Raw genomic sequence first — 23523 nt, forward strand, 5'->3', positions numbered from 1 at the left:
CCCCCAGCTGGGCAGTGACTTTTTTGTTTGCGCACAAAAAAGTCACCAAAAAATGCGCTTGAAGTCACACGATAGAGCTTCCTGCGCGACTGCGTCGCTCCGCTCGGACAACTATCGTGAGTCAGAGTGCCAATCGGAGAAGGCGACGAAATACACATCGCCAGCGCACTGCGTACCCAACTGCGCACTCCATCCCACATCCCTCTCGTATCTCGCGAAGTCGCGAGATGAACAGGCACGAGCGCAGCAAAGTGCCGAACACACCTCCCCGCATTCCACTGACTCGCGGCGGTTGTCCGAACGGAGCGCGCAGCGCGCAGTGAGTTCTGCCGCGGGTATCGGAAGCGCGTTTTTGGTGACTTTTTGCGCGCAAGCAAAAAGTTACTCCGCCGCCGGGCGGAACTCCCGGCCTCCGCACTCAACACCCCAGCAGAAGCCAGTCGAGCAAACACCACCAAACAAAAAGAGAACCGCCCAATGACCCAATTCGACGCCTTCGCAGGCACCCGCCCAGTAGCCGACCGCCACACCTTCGACACCCAAGCCCTGACCAGTTGGATGACGAAACACATAGAGCATTTCCAAGGCCCGCTAAGCGTAGAGATGTTCAAAGGCGGCCAATCCAACCCCACCTACAAACTCAGCACACCAGGCAACACCTACGTGATGCGTGCCAAGCCCGGGCCCATAGCCAAACTGCTCCCCTCAGCCCACGCCATAGAACGCGAATACACCGTGATGCGCGCACTCGCAGGCACCGACGTGCCGGTCCCGCAGATGCTCGCTCTCTGCGAAGACGAGGCCATCATCGGCCGCGCCTTCTACATCATGGAGTTCATGCAAGGCCGCGTGCTGTGGGACCAGTCGCTACAAGGCCTGAGCAATGCCGAGCGCGCCGCGATCTACGACGAGATGAACCGCGTGATCGCCGCGCTGCACAGCGTGGACTTCAAAGCGCGCGGCCTCACCAATTACGGCAGACCCGGCAACTATTTCGAGCGCCAGATTGCGCGCTGGAGCAAGCAGTACCAGGCCTCCATCACCCAGCCGATTCCCGAGATGGACCGGCTCATGCAATGGCTGCCCGCGCACATGCCCGCAAGCGCGCGCGACGAGCGGCTCGTCTCCATTGTGCACGGCGACTACCGTCTCGACAATCTGATGTTCCACCCCACCGAGCCGCGCGTGATCGGCGTGCTCGACTGGGAACTGTCCACGCTCGGCCATCCGCTCGCGGACTTCAGCTACCACTGCATGAGCTGGCACATCCCGCACCAGCTCTCGCGCGGCATCGGCGGCCTCGACATCGCTGCGCTCGGCATTCCCGACGAGGACAGCTACATCACCCGCTACTGCGAGCGCACCGGCATCGCACGCTTCTGCGAGGAACACGGCATCACCACACGCACAGAACTGCGTGCCGACTGGCCCTGGTACCTCGCCTACAACATGTTCCGCATCGCCGCGATCCTGCAGGGCATCGCCAAGCGCGTCGAAGCCGGAACCGCAGCCAGCGCCGAGGCGAAGGCAACAGGAGCGCAGACCCAGGCGCTCGCGCAACTCGCATGGTCCTTCGCGCAGAAGTTCGACGCGGCGAAACGCTGATCTCGACAGCTCGCCACCCATCACACCGACCGAGACACCCAAGGAGGACGATTCACATGGATTTCGACTACTCGCCCAAAACCAAGGCGCTTCAAGCCCGCGTCACCGCGTTCATGGAGCAGCACATCTACCCGGCCGAGGCCGACTACGCCAAAGAGCTGGCCGCCAACACCGCTGTCGGCAAGCGCTGGACGCCGTTGCCCGTCATCGAGCGCCTCAAGGACCAAGCCAAGGCCGAGGGCCTCTGGAACCTGTTCCTGCCGCAGGACACGGCCGAGATCGCAGGCTATCAGGGCGCGGGCCTCACCAATCAGGAATACGCCCCGCTCTCCGAAATCATGGGCCGCGTGCCATGGGCGAGCGAGGTCTTCAACTGCTCCGCACCCGACACCGGCAACATGGAAACCATCGCGCGCTACGGCAGTGACGAACTGAAAGCCCGTTGGCTCAAGCCGCTGCTAAACGGCGAGATCCGCTCGGCCTTCGCGATGACCGAGCCAGAAGTCGCCTCGTCCGACGCCACCAACATCTGCACCCGCATCACGCGCGACGGCGACGACTACGTCATCAACGGCCACAAGTGGTGGATCTCGGGCGCGGCCGATCCGCGCTGCAGGGTCTTCATCGTCATGGGCAAGACCGATCCGGACGCGCCCAAGCACTCGCAGCAAAGCATGATCGTCGTACCCGCTGACACGCCCGGCATCCGCATCGTGCGCCCGCTCACCGTGTTCGGCTACGACGACGCCCCGCACGGCCACGTCGAGATGTTCTTCGACAACGTGCGCGTGCCCGCCGCCAACATCCTGCTCGGCGAAGGCCGTGGCTTCGAGATCGCCCAAGGCCGCCTCGGCCCCGGGCGCATTCACCACTGCATGCGCACCATCGGTCTTGCCGAACGCGCGCTGGAATTCATGTGCAAGCGCAGCAGCGAACGCGTCGCCTTCGGCAAACCCATCGCCGCACAGACCGTCACGCAGGAACGCATCGCGGAAGCCCGCTGCAAGATCGACATGGCCCGCCTGCTCACGCTCAAGGCCGCCTGGCTCATGGACACAGCAGGCAACAAGGTCGCGAGAACCGAGATCGCGATGATCAAGGTCGTCGCACCCACCATGGCCTGTCAGGTCATCGACTGGGCCATCCAGGCCCACGGCGGCGGCGGCATGAGCGATGACTTCCCGCTGGCCTACGCCTACACGCTGGTGCGCACCCTGCGCTTCGCCGATGGCCCTGATGAAGTGCACCGCAACGCGATTGCCAAGTGGGAACTCGGCAAGTACGAAACCTACGGTAAACACAGCAGTGCGCCCATCACACGCGGCAGTTGAACACGCGGATCACCTCAGCACGAAGCGACTGGTAGGCTGCGATATTTGCAGACACAATCCGGGGCCATGCCGATCAACACGCCGCAGCTCATCGACACCGCCCGCCTGATCCTCGAGGTCTCGGCCACCATCGCTTTTGCGCTTTCCGGCGTGCTCAAGGCGGCGCACAAAAAACTCGACGTGGTGGGGGTCTGCGTGATGGCCTTCATCGCGGCCTTCGGCGGCGGCACGCTGCGCGATCTGCTGCTCGACAACCGCCCGTTCTTCTGGGCCAGCAACGACTACCTCGTCTGGGCCGTCATGGCCATCAGCCTGATGGCTATCGTCTTCCTGCGCCAGAAGCACTTCCAGATCACAGAACGCGCCATGCTCTGGCCCGACATGCTGGGCTTGGGCCTCTTCACCGCCGTCGGCGTCGACATGGCGGCCGAGCTCGGTATGTCGCCCCTCATCAGCGTGATGATGGGCGTGGTCACAGGCGTCTTCGGTGGCGTGATCCGCGATGTGCTCTGCGGAGAAATCCCCCAAGCCTTCAAGGACCACCAACCCTACGCGATCTGCGCCTTCGCCGGCGGCTGCGTGGCCCTGCTCTTGCGGCAATGGCCAAGCCTACCCGAAACCGCCCCGATGCTGGCCTGCGTCGTAGTCACCGCAGGACTGCGCGCCACCGCCATGTGGCGCCAGTGGCGCATTCCATCCTGGCCGGTGGAATAAAAAACGAGGACTTCAAACAGCGAGCCAATGAAGTGGACACAGCGCTTGAACACCCGGCCCCAACGGCAAGACAGGCTCTCAGGCTAGGCGTCGAACAAGCGTACGGCAAGGCTTCGCAATGACGCCTGAGAGCCTGTATGGGTGCCCCTGCACGAAAAGCCATCGAGGCCCAAGGCTTCGTACGAAAGAAAAAAGCCCGCCACTCTAGCAAGTAGCGGGCTTTTCAAGCCTTAACAACACGACAGGTAATCAGTCGGTTGTTGCCTCTTCCGGCTCGGCGGGTTCTGACTTGGTGCGCTCCTTCTTCATCAGGGGCTGAATATCCAGCTTGACCTCGGAAGTCTCGTTGCCCTTGTCATCGGTCCCATGTTCGATGTCCACCGTCAGACGTCCCCCATCGGTCAGGCGACCGAACAGCAGCTCATCAGCCAGCGCACGACGGATCGTGTCCTGAATCAGGCGCTGCATCGGACGCGCGCCCATCAGCGGATCAAAGCCCTTCTTGGCCAGATGCTTGCGCAGCACGTCGGTGAAGGTGACTTCCACCTTCTTCTCGGCGAGTTGCGTTTCCAGTTGCAGCAGGAACTTATCCACCACGCGCAGGATGATCTGCTCGTCGAGCGCCTTGAAGCTCACGATGGCATCCAGGCGGTTGCGGAATTCCGGCGTGAACAGGCGCTTGATGTCGCCCATTTCGTCGCCCGCCTGACGCGGATTCGTGAAGCCGATGGTGGCCTTGTTCATGGTCTCGGCGCCCGCGTTCGTCGTCATGATGATGATGACGTTGCGGAAGTCGGCCTTGCGTCCGTTGTTGTCAGTCAGCGTGCCGTGGTCCATCACCTGCAGCAACACATTGAAGATGTCCGGATGCGCCTTCTCGATTTCGTCGAGCAGCAGCACCGCATGCGGCTTCTTGCTGATGGCTTCGGTGAGCAGACCACCCTGATCGAAGCCCACATAGCCCGGAGGCGCACCAATCAAACGGCTCACCGCATGGCGCTCCATATACTCCGACATGTCGAAGCGGATCAGGTCGATGCCCATGATGTAGGCCAATTGCTTGGCCGCTTCGGTCTTGCCGACGCCGGTGGGGCCGCTGAACAGGAACGAGCCAATCGGCTTGTCGCCCTTGCCCAGACCCGAACGCGCCATCTTCACGGCAGAAGCCAGTACGTCCAGCGCCTTGTCCTGACCGAACACCACGCTCTTCAAGTCACGTTCGAGCGTCTGCAGCTTGCTGCGGTCGTCGTTGGAGACATTGGCGGGCGGGATGCGCGCGATCTTGGCCACGATCTCTTCGATCTCGGTCTTGCCGATGGTCTTCTTGCGCTTGGAAGGCGCGAGAATGCGCTGGGCAGCGCCGGCTTCGTCGATCACGTCGATGGCCTTGTCGGGCAGGTGACGGTCGTTGATGTACTTGGCCGACAGCTCGGCCGCAGCCTGCAGGGCCGCCAGAGCGTACTTGACGCTGTGGTGCTCTTCGAAGCGCGACTTCAGTCCCTTCAGGATGTCGATGGTTTCCGCCACGGTGGGCTCGACCACATCGACCTTCTGAAAGCGGCGGGACAGCGCGGCATCCTTCTCGAAGATACCACGGTATTCCGTGAACGTCGTCGCGCCGATGCACTTGAGCTGACCGCTCGAGAGTGCAGGCTTGAGCAAGTTCGACGCGTCCAGCGTGCCGCCCGACGCAGCGCCTGCGCCGATCAGCGTGTGGATTTCGTCGATGAACAGGATCGCGTTTGGCTTGTCCTTGAGCGACTTGAGCACGCCCTTCAGGCGTTGCTCGAAATCACCACGGTACTTGGTACCGGCCAGCAGCGCGCCCATGTCGAGCGAGTACACGGTCGCCTCGGCGAGGATTTCCGGCACGTCGTTCTGGGTGATGCGCCATGCGAGTCCTTCTGCAATCGCAGTCTTGCCCACGCCGGCTTCACCCACCAGCAGCGGGTTGTTCTTGCGGCGACGGCAGAGGATCTGGATCGTGCGCTCGACCTCGTACTGGCGGCCGATCAGCGGATCGATTTTGCCTTCCTTGGCAGCTTGGTTCAAGTTGAGCGTGAACTGCTCTAGCGGAGAAGCCTTTTCGTTGCGCTCGCCGCCGCTTTCCTCGGCTTCAGGCTGGCCTTCGGCCTTGGTGGGCTCTGGCGGCTCGCCCTTCTTGATGCCATGGGCGATGTAGTTCACCACGTCAAGGCGGGTCACGCCCTGCTGGTGCAGATAGTAGACAGCGTGCGAATCCTTCTCGCCGAAGATCGCGACGAGCACGTTGGCGCCGGTCACTTCCTTCTTGCCGTTGCCGGTGGACTGCACGTGCATGATGGCGCGCTGGATCACACGCTGAAAGCCCAGCGTGGGCTGCGTGTCCACCTCGTCGGTGCCAGCGACCTGCGGTGTGTTGTCCTTGATGAAATTCGTCAGCGAGGCGCGCAGATCGTCAATATTGGCCGCGCATGCGCGCAGCACCTCGGCTGCACTGGGATTGTCGAGCAGAGCGAGCAGCAAGTGCTCCACGGTGATGAACTCGTGGCGCTGCTGACGGGCCTCAACAAAGGCCATGTGCAAGCTTACTTCCAGTTCCTGGGCAATCATGATTGAGAACTCCTTTGTGCTTGCGTTTCAGAGATTGACTGTAGATCGGGGCGTCCGGCCTGTTATTCAACAGGCTCGCATACACATTGCAAAGGATGCCCTGCCTTGTGCGCCGCGTCGAGAACTTGTTCCACCTTGGTTGCAGCAACGTCACGGGTGAAAACCCCGCAAACACCCTTACCATCCAAGTGGATCTTCAGCATGATCTGCGTGGCGGCTTCGCGGTCCTTGTTGAAGAACTCCTGCAGCACCACCACCACGAACTCCATGGGTGTGTAGTCATCATTGAGCATGACCACCTGGTACATGCGCGGCGGTTCGGTCCGCAGCGTGCGCCGCTCCAGCACGACCGATCCGCCCTCGTCCTGACGGGGTTTGATCGGCGGTACCTTGGGACGGGAAGGAGGTTTCGTTGCCATGGAGATTATTCTAGCGAGCCTGATCCATCTAAATTGGAATTCAGATAGAGCCATATTAGTAGTTTTCAAGACACGCTGCGTCACCCATGGTCGTAGACCACGGAGACGGCCTCGGAACCCGCCATGCTGCTCCACGCGGCCAGTGCCGCGTCGGTCGGAAAAAAGCTGCTTGCCTCGCCCAGATTGAGCTCGGCCACAGCCGCGCCGCGATCAGACTGGATCTTCATGTCCAGCCGCACGCGCAGGCCCCGGCGCAGGGTTTCGCCATGCTCGGTGCTCTCTACCTTCGGGGGAAATTCACGCACGATGGCACCCACGTCCGGCACCTCGTCCTGCACCTTCACGCGCAGATACTTTCCATATTTGGCGCGGGCTCCGGCCAGATCGGAAACCTGCAACACCTTCACCCGCAACCCGCCGCTGAAATGGTCGAGCTGCAGACGTCCGGCCACAACGATCAGGTCATCGTCCCGAATCGGCATGGACGCGTTGATCACCCCCTCGTCCGCCGAGGCCTCGAGCACCTTGGTTTTGTCATCGATCTTGAACAGCGCCAACTTGCCGCGTTGACCATTGATGACGCGATAGTCCGTGACGATTCCGGCGATAGTCTGTACCTCGCGGTTGTCTTGCAGCTCGTCAATGGGCGTGCGCACGAACTTGCGCACCTCAAGCGCCACTTCATCGAACAGATGGCCCGAGAGGTAGAAACCGATGGCGGTCTTCTCCTGCGTCAGGCGCTCCTTGATGCCCCAGGGCAGCACATCGGCCAGCTCGGGCTCCTTGGTGCTCGAGCCTTGGGCGTCGTCGCCCATCATGTCGAACAGGCCGCACTGATTGGCGTTGGCATGCGTCGCCGTGGCGAATTCGAAGGCGGTATCGAGCGACGCCGACAGCGCCGCGCGGTTCATCTGGATCGCGTCGAACGCGCCAGCCTTGATCAGCGCCTCGACCGTGCGCTTGTTGATGCGGCTGCGGTCCACACGCACGCAGAAGTCGAACAGGCTGGTGAAAGGCCCCTGCACATGACCCTGCGGGCCCTCGCCCTTGCCCTCACGGGCGGCGATGATGGCTTCGATGGCCGACTGCCCCGTGCCCTTGATGGCACCCAGGCCATAGCGGATCACCTTGTCGGTCACCGGCTCGAAGCGGTACATGCCCCGGTTGACGTCCGGCGGCTCGAAGGTCATGCCGAAATTCTTGACCGCATCCTCGTAGAGCACCTTGAGCTTGTCGGTATCGTCCATTTCCACGGTCATGTTGCCGCAGTAGAACTCCGCCGTGTAGTGCACCTTGAGCCAACCCGTGTGATAGGCCAGCAGCGAATAAGCGGCCGCGTGCGACTTGTTGAAGCCGTAGCCCGCGAACTTCTCCATCAGGTCGAACACCTCGTCGGCCTTCTGCTCGGTGATGCCGTTCTTGGCGGCGCCCTCACGGAAGATGCCGCGGTGCTTGACCATCTCCTCGACCTTCTTCTTGCCCATCGCGCGGCGCAGCAAGTCGGCGCCGCCGAGCGAGTAGCCACCCAGCACCTGGGCGGTCTGCATCACCTGCTCCTGATAGACCATGATTCCGTAGGTTTCGGACAGCACGTTCTCGACCAGCGGATGCGGATACTCCACCACTTCCTTGCCGTGCTTGCGGTTCACGAAGCTGGGGATCAGGTCCATAGGACCTGGGCGGTACAGGGCGTTCAGCGCGATCAGGTCTTCAAGGCGGCTGGGCTTGGCTTCCTTGAGCATGCCCTGCATGCCGCGCGATTCAAACTGGAACACGGCTTCGGTCTTGCCGACCGAAAACAAGTCGTAGGTTCTGGCGTCGTCGAGCGGAATGTCCTCGAACGCGAAGTTTTCCTTGCCCTTGTGGCGCTTCTGGATGAACTCGCGCGCGATCTCGAGAATGGTCAACGTCGCCAGACCCAAGAAGTCGAACTTCACGAGGCCGACGTCTTCCACGTCGTCCTTGTCGTACATCGCCACGGCGGAATCGCTGCCTGGCTGCTGGTAGAGCGGACAGAAATCGGTCAGCTTGCCCGGCGCGATCACCACGCCACCGGCGTGCATGCCGATACTACGGGTCGTGCCTTCGAGCTTCTGCGCCATCTCGATCACGGTGCGCACGTCTTCTTCGTTGCGCACGCGATCGTAGAGCAGCGGTTCGAGCTCGAGCGCGTAGTTGTTTTTGTCGCCCTCCTTCTTCTGCTCGGGCGGATAGGCCAGCGTATAGCTCATGCCCGGCTTGCCCGGCACCAGTTTGGAGATGCCATCGCAGAAGGTGTAGCTCATGTCCATCACCCGGCCCACGTCACGGATGGCGGCCTTGGCTGCCATCGTGCCGAAGGTGGCGATCTGGCTCACGGCGTTCTTGCCGTACTTCTGCTTCACGTAGTCGATCACGCGGTCGCGATTGCCCTGACAGAAGTCGATGTCGAAGTCAGGCATCGAGACGCGTTCAGGATTCAGGAAACGCTCGAACAGCAGCGCGTACTGCAGCGGATCCAGATCGGTGATCTTGAGCGCGTAAGCTACTAGCGAACCGGCGCCCGATCCACGGCCTGGCCCCACGGGGCAGCCATTATTCTTGGCCCATTGAATGAAGTCGCCCACGATCAGGAAGTAGCCGGGAAATCCCATCTGCAGGATGGTGTGCAGCTCAAACTCGAGACGCTCCACATAGCGCGGACGCTCCTTGTCGCGTTTGGCCTCATTCGGAAACAAATAAATCAGGCGCTCTTCCAGCCCCTGGTACGAGGCGTAGCGGAAATAGTCGTCGATCGGCATGCCGTTCGGCGTCGGGAAATCCGGCAGACGCGGCTTGCCGAGCACCAGCGTCAAGTTGCAGCGCTTGGCGATTTCCAGCGTGTTCTCGACGGCAGTTGGGAGGTCGGCGAACAGCGCCTCCATCTCAGCGGCGGTCTTGAAATACTGCTCACGCGTGAACTTGCGGATGCGACGCTGGTTGCCCAGAATTTCGCCTTCCGCAATGCAAACGCGGGCCTCGTGGGCCTCGTAATCGTCGGCGGTCGCGAACTGGATGGGATGCGTGGCGACCACTGGCAGATTCATGCGAGCGGCGAGCTGCACCGCCTGCACGAGATGCGACTCGTCGTCGCTGCGGCCTGCGCGCTGTATCTCCATGTAAAAGCGGTGCGGGAAAATGCGCGCCAGACGCAACGCTTGGTCCATGGCGGAGGCTTCGTCCCCGCGCATCAGTGGTTGGCCGACCGGCCCCGCCTGCGCGCCGGAAAGCGCGATCAGCCCGTCGTTGAGCTCTTCAAGCCATTCCCATTTGACGAGCGGAACGTTCTTCACGACGTTGCTGGTCCAGGCGCGGGCGAGGATTTCCGATAGGCTGAAATAGCCCTGATTGCTCTGGATCAGCAGAATCATCCGCGCGAACGGGGCACCGTCGCCCTCCATGGGTACGCTGATCTCTGTGCCGATCACGGGCTTGAGCCCCTTGCCGCGCGCAGCCTTGTAGAACTTCACGCCCCCAAACATATTGTTCAGATCGGTAAGTCCCATCGCAGGCTGGCCATCCTTGACGGCCGCCTTGATGATGTCGTCGACCCGGGTGGTTCCGTCGACCACGGAAAATTCGGTGTGTAGGCGCAAGTGAACAAACATATAGGGGGATTGTAGAAACTTGTGTGGCATCCGTTGCCAACGCAAAGACCCGGACCCTTCAGTGGCGCATACAATGACCGTTTGCCAACGATTTGCGGCCAGGCGGCATATCCCTATGCGGCTGGTGGCTAAACTGATGCTCAATTCGTCCTCTGCGGGAAATACTGCTGTTATGTCGCGTCTGACTCTGCCCCTGATCTCTGCGTTGCTGGCTGCCGGCCTTCTGGCAGGCTGCTCCAGCACAACCGAAGACAAAACCGCAGGCTGGAGCCCCAACAAGATCTACTCCGAAGCCCGCGATGAAGCGAACTCCGGCAGCTACGATAAGGCCGTTCCGCTGTTCGAGAAGCTCGAAGGCCGCGCCGCCGGCACGCCGCTCGCCCAGCAAGCGCAGCTCGAAAAGGCCTACGCGCAGTACAAGAACAACGACAAGGCGCAGGCCGTCGCCACGCTGGACCGGTTCCTGAAGCTGCACCCCTCCTCGCCTGCCACCGACTATGCGCTGTACCTGAAAGGTCTGGTCAACTTCAACGAAGACCTCGGCATGTTCTCATGGCTGTCGCGCCAGGACCTGTCCGAGCGCGACCAGAAGGCGGCCAAGGACTCGTTCGAATCGTTCCGCGATCTCGTGACGCGCTTCCCCGAATCGCGATACACCCCGGACGCCCGCCAGCGCATGACGTATATCGTCAACTCGCTTGCCCAGTATGAAGTACACGTCGCACGCTACTACTACGAGCGCGGCGCCTACGTCGCCGCCATCAGCCGCGCCCAGATCGCCGTGTCAGACTACAAGGAAGTGCCGGCCATCGAAGAGGCGCTGTACATCCTCATGCGCTCCTACGACGCATTGGGTCTGGAACAGCTGCGTGACGACACGCGCCGCGTGATCGAGGCCTCCTACCCCAACAGCGAGTTCCTCAAGTCCGGTTTTGCGAAGAAGAGCGATCCGTGGTGGAAGTTCTGGTAAGTCCTTCGGACAGCCGCTCGATTTCCGACTGAAATTCGGCTTGCGACGCCAGTCGCCGCATTGGCGGCAACTGGCGCTGCAACCACTTGCCGTAGCCCTTGGCGAGACGCGCATCGGCCACCACCAGCAAGCCCGAGTCCGTCTCGCCGCGAATCAGCCGGCCCGCTCCCTGACGCAGCGCCATGGCCGCCTCCTGCAGGGCAAACTCCTTGAACGCATTGCGCCCTCGCCTTATGAGGTACTGCTCGTAGGCCTCGACCAGCGGATCGGTTGGAACGGGAAACGGCAGCTTGTCAATCACCACCATCTGCAGCGCATCACCTGGCACATCAAAGCCCTGCCAATAGGTGTGTGACGCCACCAGCACGCAACCCGACCGAAGGCCTGCCTCGCTGCTCTTCGCACTCGACTGAAACCGCTCGGCGATCCGGCTCGATGGCATGTCGCCCTGCACCAACAACTCGATCTGCGGCACATCCGCGAGCCGTTCGTGCAGCACCCTCGCCACCTCGCCCATCGCGCGCAGGCTGGTCGTGAGAAACAGCGTTCGCCCTCCAAGCTGCACCAGTGGCCCGGCAAGCCACTCGGCCAACTGGGCAGCATGCTGCAGATCGTTGGCCGACGGCAAATGCTCGGGAATGAACAGCGTCGCCTGCGAGGCATAGTCGAACGGACTCGCAAGCCGCATCACGGCGGCTTGTGAAAGCCCTAGCGGCTCGGTGAACCAGTCAAGTGCGTCGTTTGTGCCAAGCGTCGCAGACGTGAAGATGAAAGCACGCACATGCTCTGGAGCGGCCTTCACGGCATCCTCACTCCAAGCGCTTTCCTCTTTCTCACCGCCCTCGCGCGGTTGGGCTGTCGCCCAAAGTCTCTGCAGATCCGGCCCCGCGCGAAAAGGTGTCTGCGACAGATGGACGCCATCCGCGCTACGAGTCAGCCATCGCACGCGCGATGCGTCTTCCGTCGATGACAGCGCCATCAGCCCCTGCAGCATCAACACGGCACGCTGATGCAGGCGAAGCAGGTCGGGCGATGCGGCGGTTACCGCATCCAGCTCGGCAAGGGCCGCGCGCAGGCTTTGCGCTACCGCAGCCCAGGCATGCATCCACTTTGCGATGGAGACACCATCGGGTGCCTCGTCCTGCCAGGCCACGCGGGTGTTTTCTGAAAGTGCATTGCAGCAGGCCGCCAGCGCCCGAGCCGCATCGAGCAGCTCCATCGCAAGCGCCGTCCAGTCCCGCATGCCCTGCGCTTCCTGCGATCCCGTCTGCTGCAGGTCATGCGCCAACGCAACCAACTGGCGCGAGCTGAACTCCAGCCCAAACGCCTGCTGCCCCACAGAGTTCAGCGAGTGGGCCTCATCGAAGATGACCACCTGTGCATGTGCAAGCAGGTCGGACTCGCCACCCTCCGCAGCCCCCGCCAGATCGGCGAAGAAAAGATGATGATTGACCACCGCCACATCCGCCGCCATCGCCTGTCTGCGCGCGCGAAAGACGTGGCAATCGTCGTAGCGCGGGCATTGGCCACGCAAGCAGTTGTCGCGCGTGGAGGTTATTTGCGCCTGCAGATGCGCATCCGCATGCAGTTCGCCGAGCTCCGCCAGATCGCCACTGCGCGTGGACTGCGCCCACGCACGGGCGATCAGAATCGGCGAGCTGGAAACGCCCGCGTCAAGCAATCCCTGCACCGCCTGATCCAGCCGGTGCAGGCACAGATAGTTGGCGCGTCCCTTGAGCAGCGCAACCCGACGGTGCACAGCGCGGTGCTTGCCCAGCACTTCCTGCAGACGTGGAAGATCGCGATGCACCAATTGATCCTGCAACGCCTTGGTCGCGGTGGAAATCAGCACACGCTTGCCGCTCAGCAGCGCCGGAATCAAATACGCAAACGTCTTGCCAGTCCCCGTGCCCGCCTCCACCACCAGACAGCCACCAGCGCCAACTGTCTGCGCGACAGCATGCGCCATCTCCAGCTGTTCTGGCCGAGGGCGGAAGTTCTCAAACGACTGCTCAAGAGCTCCGCCCGTACCCAGCAAGGAACGGACATCGGCCTCCATATCGCTCACAAGCCAACCTTCCAAACCGCAAAACAGCGCCCAACAGCGCCCAAACCAGTGGGTTTCGCGCCAAACTGCAGAAAATTATCAAAATTCATTAGATTCGGAATCACTTTTGCCGCAACAATCGATGCCAGAGGAGTTCATGGTCATCGACCGATTAAACTCGGGTACGCCAGCCATACAACGAAACAGAAGAGAAACACAGAGTTTTCCACCATGTCCAAAGCCTTTCGACTGACCGCTTCCACCGGAGTTCACAAGGGTGATCGCGAGTACCAGCAAGACCGGGTCGCGCTGTTTTCGCACCCCCGGTTCAACGGTTGCGTGCTCGGCATTGTTGCAGACGGCATGGGTGGACGCAGCGGCGGGCGCAAGGCATCCGATCAGGTGCTGCTCACAGCGCAGCAACTGTTCGAACGTTTCTCGCCTGACTCCGATGACGGCCCGACGATGCTCAAGCATATCGTCACCGAAGCGCACATCGTCATTCGACTCACCGCCATTTCCTCCGAACAGGAACCTCACAGCACAGTAGCCGCCTTTCTGATCACGCCGCGTGGCGAATGCCATTGGGTGCACGCAGGCGATTCGCGCATCTACCATGTTCAGAACGGCCACATGATCCAGCGCACCAGCGACCACTCCTACGTGCAGTCACTGGTTGACCGTGGCGAGCTCACCGAGGCCGAGGCGCACAGCCATCCGCACTCCAACATTCTGGTTGGCTGTCTGGGCACAGAAAGCGATCCGCCAGCCGCCACCCACGTGATTTCATCCTTGCAGCCCGGCGATGTGATTCTGGCCTGCAGCGACGGCGTGTGGCACTACTTTGCGCCCACCGAACTTGCATCGGTCGTGAACTCGCTCACGCCGCGTGAGGCCACAGAATTTCTGATCGACAAGGCTCGCGCTCGCGCTCGCGGCACCGGCGATAACCTGTCGCTCGTGATCGTGAAAGTCGAGGCGCTGGAAGAACAGAAAAAGGTGCCCACCCTCGCCGAACTCGCTCGCCCGGAAGGCCACAGCGTGGGCAACCACGTGCCGCAGCGCTAGAAATTGAGCACACCCTGAGTCGCTTGGTGCCTTGGGGCGCAGCAGTCTCAAAAGCGGTGCGATGCGCTTGTCACTCAGGCCCCCCTCGCTGAATAAATCGCTTCCGCGGAGGTTCAGTTTCCGGATGCAGCAGGCGCCGGCAGTGGTGCCGGACTTGGCTTGCCGAGCTTGGCAGCATCGTCCAGATCCCGTTCGTGCTTCGCACGCCGCTCAGCGGCCTTGAGCTGCTTGGCCTCGTACTGCATGCGGGCCCGCTCAACCTTGCCGGGCTGCGTAGCATCGCGCTTGGATTGCTCCTGCACGTTGGCCGCTTCGCGTGACTTTTGCTGGCGAGCACGTTGCTGCGCCTCCAATTCGCGTTGCTGTCTACCCTGCTCACGGCTCTCGGTCTGAGCCCCGGGAAGGGCAGCGTCGGACTTCGCCCGCCCTGCTTCACCCTTTTCACGCTGCTGCTCTTCGCTCTCGCGAATGTAGTTGCGACGCTCGTCGGCACGTTCGCGGCGCTCAATCTCGTTGAGGCCGAGTTCACGCGAGCGCAATGCGCCGTCTTCCGTGCGCGCCTTGGCGCGCGCCGAGCGCAGGCACGACTCGACGACAAACTGGCTGTAGCAGTCCGCCTCTTCCTTTTTCAGGCGATGCTCCACAGCAGAGCGTTGCTTCTGGATCTCTGCACGCTCGACATCCCGCTGCGCCTGAACGCGTTGCTGCTCTTCCGTGACCTTGGGCTCGGCAGACAGGGCAGCGCCGCCAATACAGGCAAACTGCAGGGCCAGAAAACTGGTAGCAAGGCGGATGCGACTCGTGCGAAGCTTCATATCAGGTCAGGTGGGTGTCTACCGTGCGGCGCTCAAGCGCCAGATATTCCTTGGACTGCATCTCGTTCAGACGCGACACCGTGCGCGGGAATTCATGCGCCAAGGGTCCCTCAGTATAGAGTTGCTCTGGTGCGGTCTCGGCCGAAATAATCAGCTTGACCGAACGGTCATACAGCACGTCCACCAACCAGGTGAAGCGCCGCGCCGCAGAGGCCATATTCACCGGCATGTGTTTCACGTTGGACAGTAGCACCGTATGGAACTGGGTCGCGATTTCCAGATAGTCGTTCTGCGAGCGCGGGCCGACGCACAGTTCGTTGAACTCGAACCACACCACACCACCCGCACGGCGCTTGGAGCGGATCTCGCGGGCCTCAATCTTGAGAATGGGATTCTCATCCGGCACTTCGGCGAGCTGGTTGAAGGTTTCCTCCATCGCCGCCTCCGCCTCGGGACCCAGCGGCGTGTGATAGAGCTTGGCGTTCTCGAGTGTGCGACGGCGGTAGTCCGTCCCATTGTCGACGTTGACCACTTCCATGTGCTGGTTGAGCAGCGCGATCGCGGGCAGGATGCGGTCGCGGTGCAGGCCATCCGGATACAGATCGTCGGGCTTGAAGTTGGATGTGGTGACGAAGCCCACGCCATTCTTGAAAAGCGAATCGAGCAGGCGATACAGGATCATCGCGTCGGTGATGTCCGCGACGTGGAATTCGTCGAAACAGATCAGCTTGTAGCGCTTGGATATCTTGGCGCCCAGCACGTCAAGCGGGTTCTGCGTGCCCTGCATCTGATGCAGTTCGCGGTGTACCTCGCGCATGAATTCGTGGAAGTGCAGGCGCGTCTTGCGCTTGATCGGCACGGCGTTGTAGAAACACTCCATCAGAAAGCTCTTGCCGCGCCCCACCCCACCGTACATGTAAACGCCCTTAGGGAGGTCCGGGTGATTGATCAGCTTCTTGAGTGCATTGGAGCGCTTGGATTTGTAGGCCGCCCAATCGTCTGCGCAGCGCTGCAGCGCCTCCACAGCCCGCAATTGCGCCGGGTCGCTCTTGAACCCCTTCGTGACCAGCGCCGCCTCGTAAGCCTCTTTCACATTCACCGTTGTCTCTCCCAAACCTCAAAAATACAAATAGCTGCCGACGCTCGTGTCACAAGCGCGGGCAGCCATTGTTGCTCAGAACAATTGATTCAATCTTTGTCGAATCAGAAGTTCAGCGTGCGCTTGTCAACGGCCAGAGCCGCCTCCTTGGTGGACTCGGACAGCGATGGGTGCGCATGGCAGATGCGGGCGATGTCTTCGCTCGATGCCTTGAACTCCATCGCCACCACGGCTTCGGAGATCAGCTCCGAGACCATCGGACCGACCATGTGCACGCCCAGGATTTCGTCAGTCTCAGCATCAGCGATGAACTTCACCATGCCGGTCGTATCGCCCAGCGCACGTGCGCGACCGTTCGCGAGGAACGGGAACGAACCGGCCTTGTACTTCACGCCTTCAGCCTTGAGTTGCTGCTCAGTGCGGCCCACCCATGCCACTTCGGGGCTGGTGTAGATCACGAATGGAATCGTGTTGAAGTTCACGTGGCCATGCTGACCAGCGATGCGCTCGGCCACGGCCACGGCTTCTTCTTCTGCCTTGTGCGCGAGCATCGGGCCACGCACCACGTCACCCACCGCCCACACGCCTGGCAGATTGGTCTTGCAGTCACCGTCGACCACGATCTGACCGCGTTCGTCCAGAGCCAGGCCCACAGCTTCGGGGTTCAGGCCGATGGTGTTGGCGGTGCGGCCGATGGAAACGATCAGCTTTTCCACTTCCAGCGTCTGGGCTTCGCCCTTGGCATTGGTGTAGGAAATGGTCACGCCCTTCTTGCCGGTCTTGACTTCGCCGACCTTCACGCCCAGCTCGATCTTCAGACCTTGCTTGTCGAAAGCCTTCTTGGCTTCCTTGGCGATCTGCTCGTCCACCGCTGGCAGGAACTTGTCCATGCCTTCAAGCACGGTCACTTCGGAGCCCAGACGACGCCAGACCGAGCCCATTTCCAGGCCGATCACGCCGGAGCCGATCAGGCCCAGCGACTTGGGAGTCTTGTCCAGCGCCAGAGCACCGTCGTTCGACAGGATGAACTCTTCATCGAATGGCACGCCAGGCAGCGCGCGGGCGTTGGAGCCGGTGGCGATGACGATCTGCTTGCCGGTGATGGTTTCTTCTTCCTTGCCAGCCACCTTGATTTCGTAGCCGCCCGTAGAACCGGAGGTTCCACCCTCGCCGGGTGGAACGGCCTTCACGAACGAACCACGGCCGTGGAAGAACGTGACCTTGTTCTTCTTGAACAGGTACAAGATGCCGTCGTTGTTCTGCTTCACGATGCCTTGCTTGCGCGCGATCATCTTGGAAACATCCATGGCCACTTCGCCAGTGGAGATGCCGTGATCCGCGAAGTGCAGCTTGGCGTGTTCGTAGTGCTCGGACGACTGCAGCAGCGCCTTCGATGGGATGCAACCCACGTTGGTGCAAGTGCCGCCGGGAGCTGCGCCGCCAGCAGCGTTCTTCCACTCGTCGATACAAGCGACGTTGAAACCCAGTTGTGCTGCGCGGATCGCAGCGATGTAGCCGCCAGGGCCTGCGCCGATGACGACGACGTCGAATTGCTTGCTCATTTTTTGAATCTCTCTATGTCTGTTGCTGGAAAAAACCCACCGCTTTTGGAGGTGGGTTTCATCGAATCTCGAACTGCAGTGATTACAGATCGAACAGCAGGCGGGAAGGATCTTCCAGAGCGTCCTTCATTGCCACCAGGCTCAGCACGGCTTCACGGCCGTCGATGATGCGGTGGTCGTAGGACAACGCAAAGTAGTTCATCGGACGGATCACGATCTGACCATTTTCCACCACTGCGCGATCCTTGGTGGCGTGTACGCCCAGGATGGCGGATTGTGGTGGGTTGATGATCGGAGTCGACATCATCGAGCCGAAAGTGCCGCCGTTGGAGATCGAGAAGGTACCACCGGTCATGTCTTCGATGCCGAGCTTGCCGTCCTTGGCCTTCTGGCCGAATTCAGCAATCTTCTTTTCGATGTCGGCAAAGCTCATCTGGTCGGCGTTACGCAGGATTGGCACGACCAGACCGCGTGGCGAGCTGACAGCGATACCAATGTCGAAGTAGCCGTGGTAGACGATGTCGTTGCCGTCGATCGAAGCGTTCACCGCAGGGAACTTCTTCAGCGCGTGCACTGCCGCCTTCACGAAGAACGACATGAAGCCCAGCTTCACGCCGTGTTCCTTGACGAAATCGTCCTGGAACTTCTTGCGCATTTCCATCACGGGAGCCATGTTCACTTCGTTGAACGTGGTCAGGATGGCATTGGTCGATTGCGATTGCAGCAGACGCTCGGCGATGCGGGCACGCAGACGTGTCATCGGCACGCGTTGCTCCGGGCGATCACCCAGGCTCACGGCAGGAGCGGCGACTTGCGGCAGCGCAGTGGTCGGCACGCCGGTAGGGATGGCAGCGCCGCCCTTGATGGCGGACAGAGCGTCACCCTTGGTCACGCGGCCGTCCTTGCCCGAACCTGCCACATTGGCAGCGGACAGGTTGTTGTCGGCGAGAATCTTGGCGGCAGCAGGCATGGCCACGCCGGCCTTGCTGTTGTTGCTTGCAGCGGCTGCGGCAGCGGCAGCCGGTGCAGCTGCGGGAGCTGCTGCTGCGGCAGGAGCGGCGGCTGCAGGAGCTGCAGCGCCAGCAACGGCTTCGGTGTCGATCTTGGCGATCACTTGCTCGGCCGTCACGGTCGCGCCGTCGCCTTGCAGGATTTCGGCCAGCACGCCAGCGGAGGGCGCTGGCACTTCGAGCACGACCTTGTCGGTTTCGATTTCGATCAGGATTTCGTCCACAGCAATCGCGTCACCGACCTTCTTCTTCCAGGTGAGCATGGTCGCTTCGGTGATCGACTCGGAGAGCTGTGGGACTTTGACGTCAACAATAGCCATTTTTATTTCTTCCAAAAAGTGTTCTGTACTGATTCAGAGATCGTCTGCATGCATCGACCTCGATGCATACAGAGCTTTCTCACGTAACGAGTGGGTTTCCAGCCTTACTTGGTCAGGACAAAACCCTTGAGCTTGCCGAACGCGCCGTCGACCAGCGCCTTCTGCTGCTCCTGGTGCAGGTGCGAGTAACCCACGGCAGGCGACGCGGATGCGGCGCGACCGGAGTAGCCCAACTTCTGACCATCTTGCATGTTCTCGTGGATGTTGTGCTGGATGAAGAACCAGGCACCCTGATTCTGAGGTTCGTCCTGACACCACACGATATCGGCCGCGTTGCTGTAGCGCTTGACTTCGGCAGCGAATGCCTTGTGGGGGAACGGATACAGCTGTTCGACACGGATGATGGCCACGTCGTCAATCTTGGCTTCGGCGCGCTTCTTCACCAGGTCGTAGTACACCTTGCCCGAGCAAGCGACGATGCGTTTGACCTTGGCAGCGTTCTTGACGATGGCTTCGTTCTGCTCCGGCAGCACCGTGTGGAACGAGCCCTTGGTGAACTCGGTCAGTGGCGATGTGGCGTCCTTGTTGCGCAGCAGCGACTTGGGCGTCATGATCACCAGCGGCTTGCGCAGATTGCGCACTTGCTGGCGACGCAGCACGTGGAAGATCTGGCTGGCTGTCGTGGGCTGAACGATCTGCATGTTGGCATCGGCGCCGAGTTGCAGGAAGCGCTCGAGACGTGCCGAGCTGTGCTCAGGGCCTTGACCTTCGTAGCCGTGTGGCAGCATCAGTGTCAGGCCGTTGATGCGGCCCCACTTCACTTCACCGGATGCGATGAACTGGTCGATCACCACTTGCGCACCGTTGGCGAAGTCGCCGAACTGGGCTTCCCAGATCACGAGTGTGTTCGGATCGTTGGATGCGTAGCCGTATTCAAATGCCAGCACAGCCTCTTCGGACAGGATGGAGTCGATCACGACGAACGGAGCCTGATTTTCAGCCACGTTCTGCAGCGGAATGTAGGTGCCTTCGCTCCACTTTTCGCGCTTCTGATCATGGATCACGGCGTGACGGTGCGTGAACGTGCCACGGCCACAGTCTTCACCCGACAGACGCACGGGGTAGCCAGAAGCCACCAGCGATGCGAAAGCCATGTGCTCGCCCATACCCCAGTCCACGTTGATCTCGCCGCGGCCCATGGCTGCGCGGTCGTCGTAGACCTTCTTCACGAGTGCATGAGGCGTCACGCCTTCGGGAATGGTGGTGATGCGTTCGGCCACACGCTTCCACTCGGTCAGTGGAATGGCGGTGTCGCCAGCGTCCGTCCACTTCTGGTTCAGGAACGGGCTCCAATCCACAGCGTACTTGCTCTTGAAGTTGGTGAGCACCGGGTCGGCCGTGTGCTTGCCTTCGTCCATGGCGGCGCGGAAGGCCTTGACCATGTCGTCGCCCAGCGTGTCGCCCAGACCTTGTGCAGCCAGCTTGTCAGCATAAAGCTTACGGGTGCCCGGGTGAGCGCCGATCTTCTTGTACATCAGCGGCTGGGTCAGAGCGGGAGTGTCCTGCTCGTTGTGGCCCAGCTTGCGGAAGCAGATGATGTCAACGACCACGTCCTTGTCGAATTCCATGCGGAACTCAAGGGCCAGCTGAGTAGCCAGCGCCACGGCTTCCGGATCATCACCGTTCACGTGCAGAACCGGCGACTCGATCATCTTGACGATGTCGGTGCAATACAGCGTCGAGCGTGCGTCGCGTGGATCAGACGTTGTGAAGCCGATCTGGTTGTTGATGATGATGTGCACCGTGCCACCCGTGGAGTAACCACGGGTCTGCGCCAGCGCCAGAGTTTCCTGGTTCACGCCTTGACCAGCGAAAGCCGCGTCGCCGTGCACCAGCACGGGCAGCACTTGCTTGCCGCGTGGATCCGCACGGCGGTCCATGCGCGAGCGCACCGAACCTTCGACCACGGGGTTCACGATTTCCAGGTGCGATGGGTTGAACGCCAGCGACAGGTGAACCGGGCCACCGGCCGTAGTCACGTCGGAGCTGAAGCCCTGGTGGTACTTCACGTCGCCCGATGGCAGCTCTTCAGGAGCGGTGTGATCGAACTCGGCGAACAGGTCCTTGGGCATCTTGCCCAGTGTGTTCACCAGCACGTTCAAGCGGCCACGGTGGGCCATGCCGATCACGACTTCCTGAATGCCCTTCTGGCCAGCGGAGCTGATCAACTCGTCCATCGACGCGATGAACGATTCGCCGCCTTCCAGCGAGAAACGCTTCTGGCCGACGTACTTGGTGTGCAGGTAGCGCTCGAGGCCTTCGGCTGCAGTCAGGCGATCGAGAATGCGCTTCTTCTTGGCTGCGTCAAAGCTCGGCTTGCTGCGGATCGACTCCAGCTTTTGTTGCCACCAGCGTTTCTGATTCTGGTCGGTGGCGTACATGTATTCGACGCCAAGGGTGCCGCAATACGTTTCGCGCAGAGCATTGATCAGCTCGCGCAGAGGCATGGTTTCTTTGCCGAAGAACGTGTTGCTGGTGTTGAACACGGTTTCCTGATCGGCATCGGTGAAGCCGTAGAACGATGGCTCCAGCTCAGGAATTTCAGGGCGCTCAGTGCGCTTGAGAGGGTCCAGATCAGCCCAGCGTTGGCCGACATTGCGGTACGCGGCGATCAGCTGCTGGACGGCGGTGCGCTTGCGACCCAGTTCGGAATCGGCACCAGAGGCCACGACCACTTGCGTGCCGCCTTGCTTTGCGCGCTCGGCGAAAGCATTGATGACGGGCATGTGGGGGACGTCCTTGGCGTTGCTGCCGTCCACTGCGGGAACATGCTGCAGCGCGTCGAAGTACTCGCGCCAGGAATCGGGAACGCTACCAGGGTTGGCCAGATAGCTCTCATACATCTCTTCAACATACGGCGCATTGCCGCCGAAAAGATACGTGTTGCCTTGATAGGCTTTATATACGGATGTGGGTTCGCTCATATACCGCTCACCTCTGCTTCCCTTCAGGAAGCTTTAGCTGGTTAGTAAACCTTCCGCGTCACGGCTGAACCGGTTGGCGGATGCGACTGTGGCAGGGGAAGGGGCCTAAGTACGGGCGCTATTGTGCCATCGAAGTGAGACACGTGCGCGACGCCTTGATGTCGGACATGTGCTTGTTCACAAAGCCACGGCATGTGCGCAAGCCCAAGTCGCGTACATTTGCCGGAATTCGCCTGAAATGCACCGTATGAAATCCCAGACTCTGCAGCAACGCACCTTCCTATTGATCCTGATCTCGGTGACCCTCGCCTTCTTCGGGATCCTCTGGCCCTACGCTTTTGCCGTGTTCTGGGGTGTTGTTCTGGCGATTCTCTTCGCCCCACTTCAGAAATGGCTATTGCAGCGAATGCCCACGCGCAAGAACTGGGCTGCGCTGATCACCCTGGGTGTCTGTCTGCTGCTGGTGATCCTGCCGCTGCTGGTGATCATCACGTCACTGGTCACGGAAGCCGGAGCCATCTATGAACGGCTGAAATCCGGCCAACTCAATCTCGGCACCTATCTGCAGACCGTCATGAAGGCCCTGCCCGGCTGGGCGCTGCAGCTGATGGATCACTTTCACCTGACCTCAATGGCCGAGGTCGAAGCGCAGCTTTCCAAGTTCGGCGCTCAAGCCAGCCAGTTCCTCGCCACCAAGGCCGTGGACGTGGGCTCGAACACCCTGCAGTTCGTAGTGGGCTTCGGCGTCATGCTGTATTTACTGTTCTTCCTGCTGCGTGACGGCAGCGCCTTGGCCGCCCGCATTCGCGACGCCGTGCCGCTCGACCCTATGCACAAGCGCAAGCTGGCCATCAAGTTCACCACCGTGATCCGCGCCACTGTCAAAGGCAACATCGCCGTAGCCGCCGTGCAAGGCGGGCTCGGCGGATTGATCTTCTGGATTCTCGGCGTGCAAGGCCCGGTGCTCTGGGGCGTGATCATGGCCTTCCTTTCGCTGCTGCCCGCTGTGGGCGCCGCCCTCATCTGGGCGCCCGTTGCCATCTACTTTTTCGCCACGGGTGCGATATGGCAAGGCGCCGTGTTGGTCGCCTTCTGCGCGGGCGTCATCGGCTCGGTCGACAATATCCTGCGCCCCCTCCTCGTCGGCAAGGACACCAAGCTACCCGACTACGTGGTGCTGATCTCGACCCTCGGCGGCATGGCGATCTTCGGCATCAGCGGCTTTGTGATCGGGCCGATGGTGGCGGCGCTGTTCAACGCTGCGTGGGATCTGTTCTCTCCGCCACCCGGGAGTGATGACGAAGCCGAGGTAGCAGCGGTGTCTCCAGCCCTTGAGCATGACAAGTCCGTCAAGTAGCCAT

The 23523-nt window shown here is 61.2% G+C and carries 15 protein-coding genes; 6 read left to right on the top strand and 9 right to left on the bottom strand.

Annotation, left to right across the window (positions count from 1 at the left end; all coding sequences use genetic code 11):
* Positions 1-477 precede the first annotated feature (477 nt).
* The 3 genes from G7047_RS11610 to G7047_RS11620 all read left to right on the top strand — a co-directional run bounded on the left by G7047_RS11610 (position 478) and on the right by G7047_RS11620 (position 3650).
* Complete coding sequence (locus G7047_RS11610) at positions 478-1605, top strand: phosphotransferase family protein (protein WP_166305242.1); 1128 nt, start codon at positions 478-480, stop codon at positions 1603-1605.
* A gap of 56 nt (positions 1606-1661) precedes the next feature.
* The gene (locus G7047_RS11615) at positions 1662-2936 is read left to right on the top strand and encodes an acyl-CoA dehydrogenase family protein (protein WP_166305245.1); all 1275 of its coding nucleotides are present in this window, start codon (positions 1662-1664) and stop codon (positions 2934-2936) included.
* 66 nt (positions 2937-3002) lie between these two features.
* Positions 3003-3650 carry a trimeric intracellular cation channel family protein gene (locus G7047_RS11620; protein ID WP_166305248.1) on the top strand — a complete coding sequence of 216 codons (648 nt, stop codon included), beginning with the start codon at positions 3003-3005 and terminating at the stop codon, positions 3648-3650.
* Positions 3651-3899: 249 nt separating this feature from the next.
* Here the strand turns inward: G7047_RS11620 and clpA are convergent, their stop codons facing one another.
* From clpA to dnaE, 3 genes are all read right to left on the bottom strand, one after another.
* Positions 3900-6242, bottom strand: coding sequence for an ATP-dependent Clp protease ATP-binding subunit ClpA (gene clpA / locus G7047_RS11625; RefSeq protein ID WP_166305251.1), 2343 nt, complete (start codon positions 6240-6242; stop codon positions 3900-3902).
* Positions 6243-6304: 62 nt separating this feature from the next.
* Positions 6305-6661, bottom strand: coding sequence for an ATP-dependent Clp protease adapter ClpS (gene clpS / locus G7047_RS11630; RefSeq protein WP_371813867.1), 357 nt, complete (start codon positions 6659-6661; stop codon positions 6305-6307).
* Positions 6662-6741: 80 nt separating this feature from the next.
* Positions 6742-10287, bottom strand: coding sequence for a DNA polymerase III subunit alpha (dnaE, locus tag G7047_RS11635; RefSeq protein ID WP_166305254.1), 3546 nt, complete (start codon positions 10285-10287; stop codon positions 6742-6744).
* 172 nt (positions 10288-10459) lie between these two features.
* Between dnaE and G7047_RS11640 the strand changes: the two genes are divergently transcribed.
* Positions 10460-11257 carry an outer membrane protein assembly factor BamD gene (locus tag G7047_RS11640; RefSeq protein ID WP_166305257.1) on the top strand — a complete coding sequence of 266 codons (798 nt, stop codon included), beginning with the start codon at positions 10460-10462 and terminating at the stop codon, positions 11255-11257.
* Here the strand turns inward: G7047_RS11640 and G7047_RS11645 are convergent.
* Positions 11208-13316, bottom strand: coding sequence for an ATP-dependent DNA helicase (locus G7047_RS11645; RefSeq protein ID WP_166312025.1), 2109 nt, complete (start codon positions 13314-13316; stop codon positions 11208-11210). The genes G7047_RS11640 and G7047_RS11645 overlap by 50 nt on opposite strands.
* 219 nt (positions 13317-13535) lie before the next feature.
* On the opposite strand from G7047_RS11645, the gene G7047_RS11650 reads away from it, so the two are divergent.
* Positions 13536-14372: a PP2C family serine/threonine-protein phosphatase gene (locus G7047_RS11650; RefSeq protein ID WP_166305260.1), complete on the top strand. Its 837-nt coding sequence runs from the start codon at positions 13536-13538 to the stop codon at positions 14370-14372.
* Between the two features lie 113 nt (positions 14373-14485).
* Here G7047_RS11650 and G7047_RS11655 read toward each other — a convergent pair whose 3' ends face one another.
* The 5 genes from G7047_RS11655 to G7047_RS11675 all read right to left on the bottom strand — a co-directional run bounded on the left by G7047_RS11655 (position 14486) and on the right by G7047_RS11675 (position 22162).
* Entirely contained in the window at positions 14486-15187 is a 702-nt protein-coding gene (locus G7047_RS11655) for a hypothetical protein (protein ID WP_166305263.1), read from the bottom strand.
* A 1-nt stretch (position 15188) separates the two neighbouring features.
* The gene (gene zapE / locus G7047_RS11660; RefSeq protein WP_166305266.1) at positions 15189-16286 is read right to left on the bottom strand and encodes a cell division protein ZapE; all 1098 of its coding nucleotides are present in this window, start codon (positions 16284-16286) and stop codon (positions 15189-15191) included.
* Between the two features lie 104 nt (positions 16287-16390).
* On the bottom strand, positions 16391-17848 hold the full coding sequence (gene lpdA / locus G7047_RS11665) for a dihydrolipoyl dehydrogenase (protein ID WP_166305269.1): 1458 nt from the start codon (positions 17846-17848) through the stop codon (positions 16391-16393).
* Positions 17849-17930: 82 nt separating this feature from the next.
* Positions 17931-19178: a 2-oxoglutarate dehydrogenase complex dihydrolipoyllysine-residue succinyltransferase gene (gene odhB / locus G7047_RS11670; RefSeq protein ID WP_166305272.1), complete on the bottom strand. Its 1248-nt coding sequence runs from the start codon at positions 19176-19178 to the stop codon at positions 17931-17933.
* Positions 19179-19282: 104 nt separating this feature from the next.
* Complete coding sequence (locus G7047_RS11675) at positions 19283-22162, bottom strand: 2-oxoglutarate dehydrogenase E1 component (protein ID WP_166305275.1); 2880 nt, start codon at positions 22160-22162, stop codon at positions 19283-19285.
* A 247-nt stretch (positions 22163-22409) separates the two neighbouring features.
* Here G7047_RS11675 and G7047_RS11680 point away from each other — a divergent pair, with 247 nt between their 5' ends.
* On the top strand, positions 22410-23519 hold the full coding sequence (locus G7047_RS11680) for an AI-2E family transporter (protein WP_166305278.1): 1110 nt from the start codon (positions 22410-22412) through the stop codon (positions 23517-23519).
* Positions 23520-23523: the final 4 nt, after the last annotated feature.

It is taken from the genome of Diaphorobacter sp. HDW4A (assembly GCF_011305995.1).
Classification (GTDB): Bacteria; Pseudomonadota; Gammaproteobacteria; order Burkholderiales; family Burkholderiaceae_C; genus Diaphorobacter_A.

Bases quoted from the DNA above. Each gene is read 5' to 3' on its own strand.
- lpdA (WP_166305269.1), bottom strand. From the start codon at position 17,848: ATGAGCAAGCAATTCGACGTCGTCGTCATCGGCGCAGGCCCTGGCGGC.
- clpS (WP_371813867.1), bottom strand. From the start codon at position 6,661: ATGGCAACGAAACCTCCTTCCCGTCCCAAGGTACCGCCGATCAAACCC.
- dnaE (WP_166305254.1), bottom strand. From the start codon at position 10,287: ATGTTTGTTCACTTGCGCCTACACACCGAATTTTCCGTGGTCGACGGA.
- clpA (WP_166305251.1), bottom strand. From the start codon at position 6,242: ATGATTGCCCAGGAACTGGAAGTAAGCTTGCACATGGCCTTTGTTGAG.
- G7047_RS11615 (WP_166305245.1), top strand. From the start codon at position 1,662: ATGGATTTCGACTACTCGCCCAAAACCAAGGCGCTTCAAGCCCGCGTC.
- G7047_RS11610 (WP_166305242.1), top strand. From the start codon at position 478: ATGACCCAATTCGACGCCTTCGCAGGCACCCGCCCAGTAGCCGACCGC.
- G7047_RS11680 (WP_166305278.1), top strand. From the start codon at position 22,410: ATGAAATCCCAGACTCTGCAGCAACGCACCTTCCTATTGATCCTGATC.
- G7047_RS11675 (WP_166305275.1), bottom strand. From the start codon at position 22,162: ATGAGCGAACCCACATCCGTATATAAAGCCTATCAAGGCAACACGTAT.
- G7047_RS11655 (WP_166305263.1), bottom strand. From the start codon at position 15,187: ATGAAGCTTCGCACGAGTCGCATCCGCCTTGCTACCAGTTTTCTGGCC.
- G7047_RS11645 (WP_166312025.1), bottom strand. From the start codon at position 13,316: ATGGAGGCCGATGTCCGTTCCTTGCTGGGTACGGGCGGAGCTCTTGAG.
- G7047_RS11640 (WP_166305257.1), top strand. From the start codon at position 10,460: ATGTCGCGTCTGACTCTGCCCCTGATCTCTGCGTTGCTGGCTGCCGGC.
- odhB (WP_166305272.1), bottom strand. From the start codon at position 19,178: ATGGCTATTGTTGACGTCAAAGTCCCACAGCTCTCCGAGTCGATCACC.
- G7047_RS11650 (WP_166305260.1), top strand. From the start codon at position 13,536: ATGTCCAAAGCCTTTCGACTGACCGCTTCCACCGGAGTTCACAAGGGT.
- G7047_RS11620 (WP_166305248.1), top strand. From the start codon at position 3,003: ATGCCGATCAACACGCCGCAGCTCATCGACACCGCCCGCCTGATCCTC.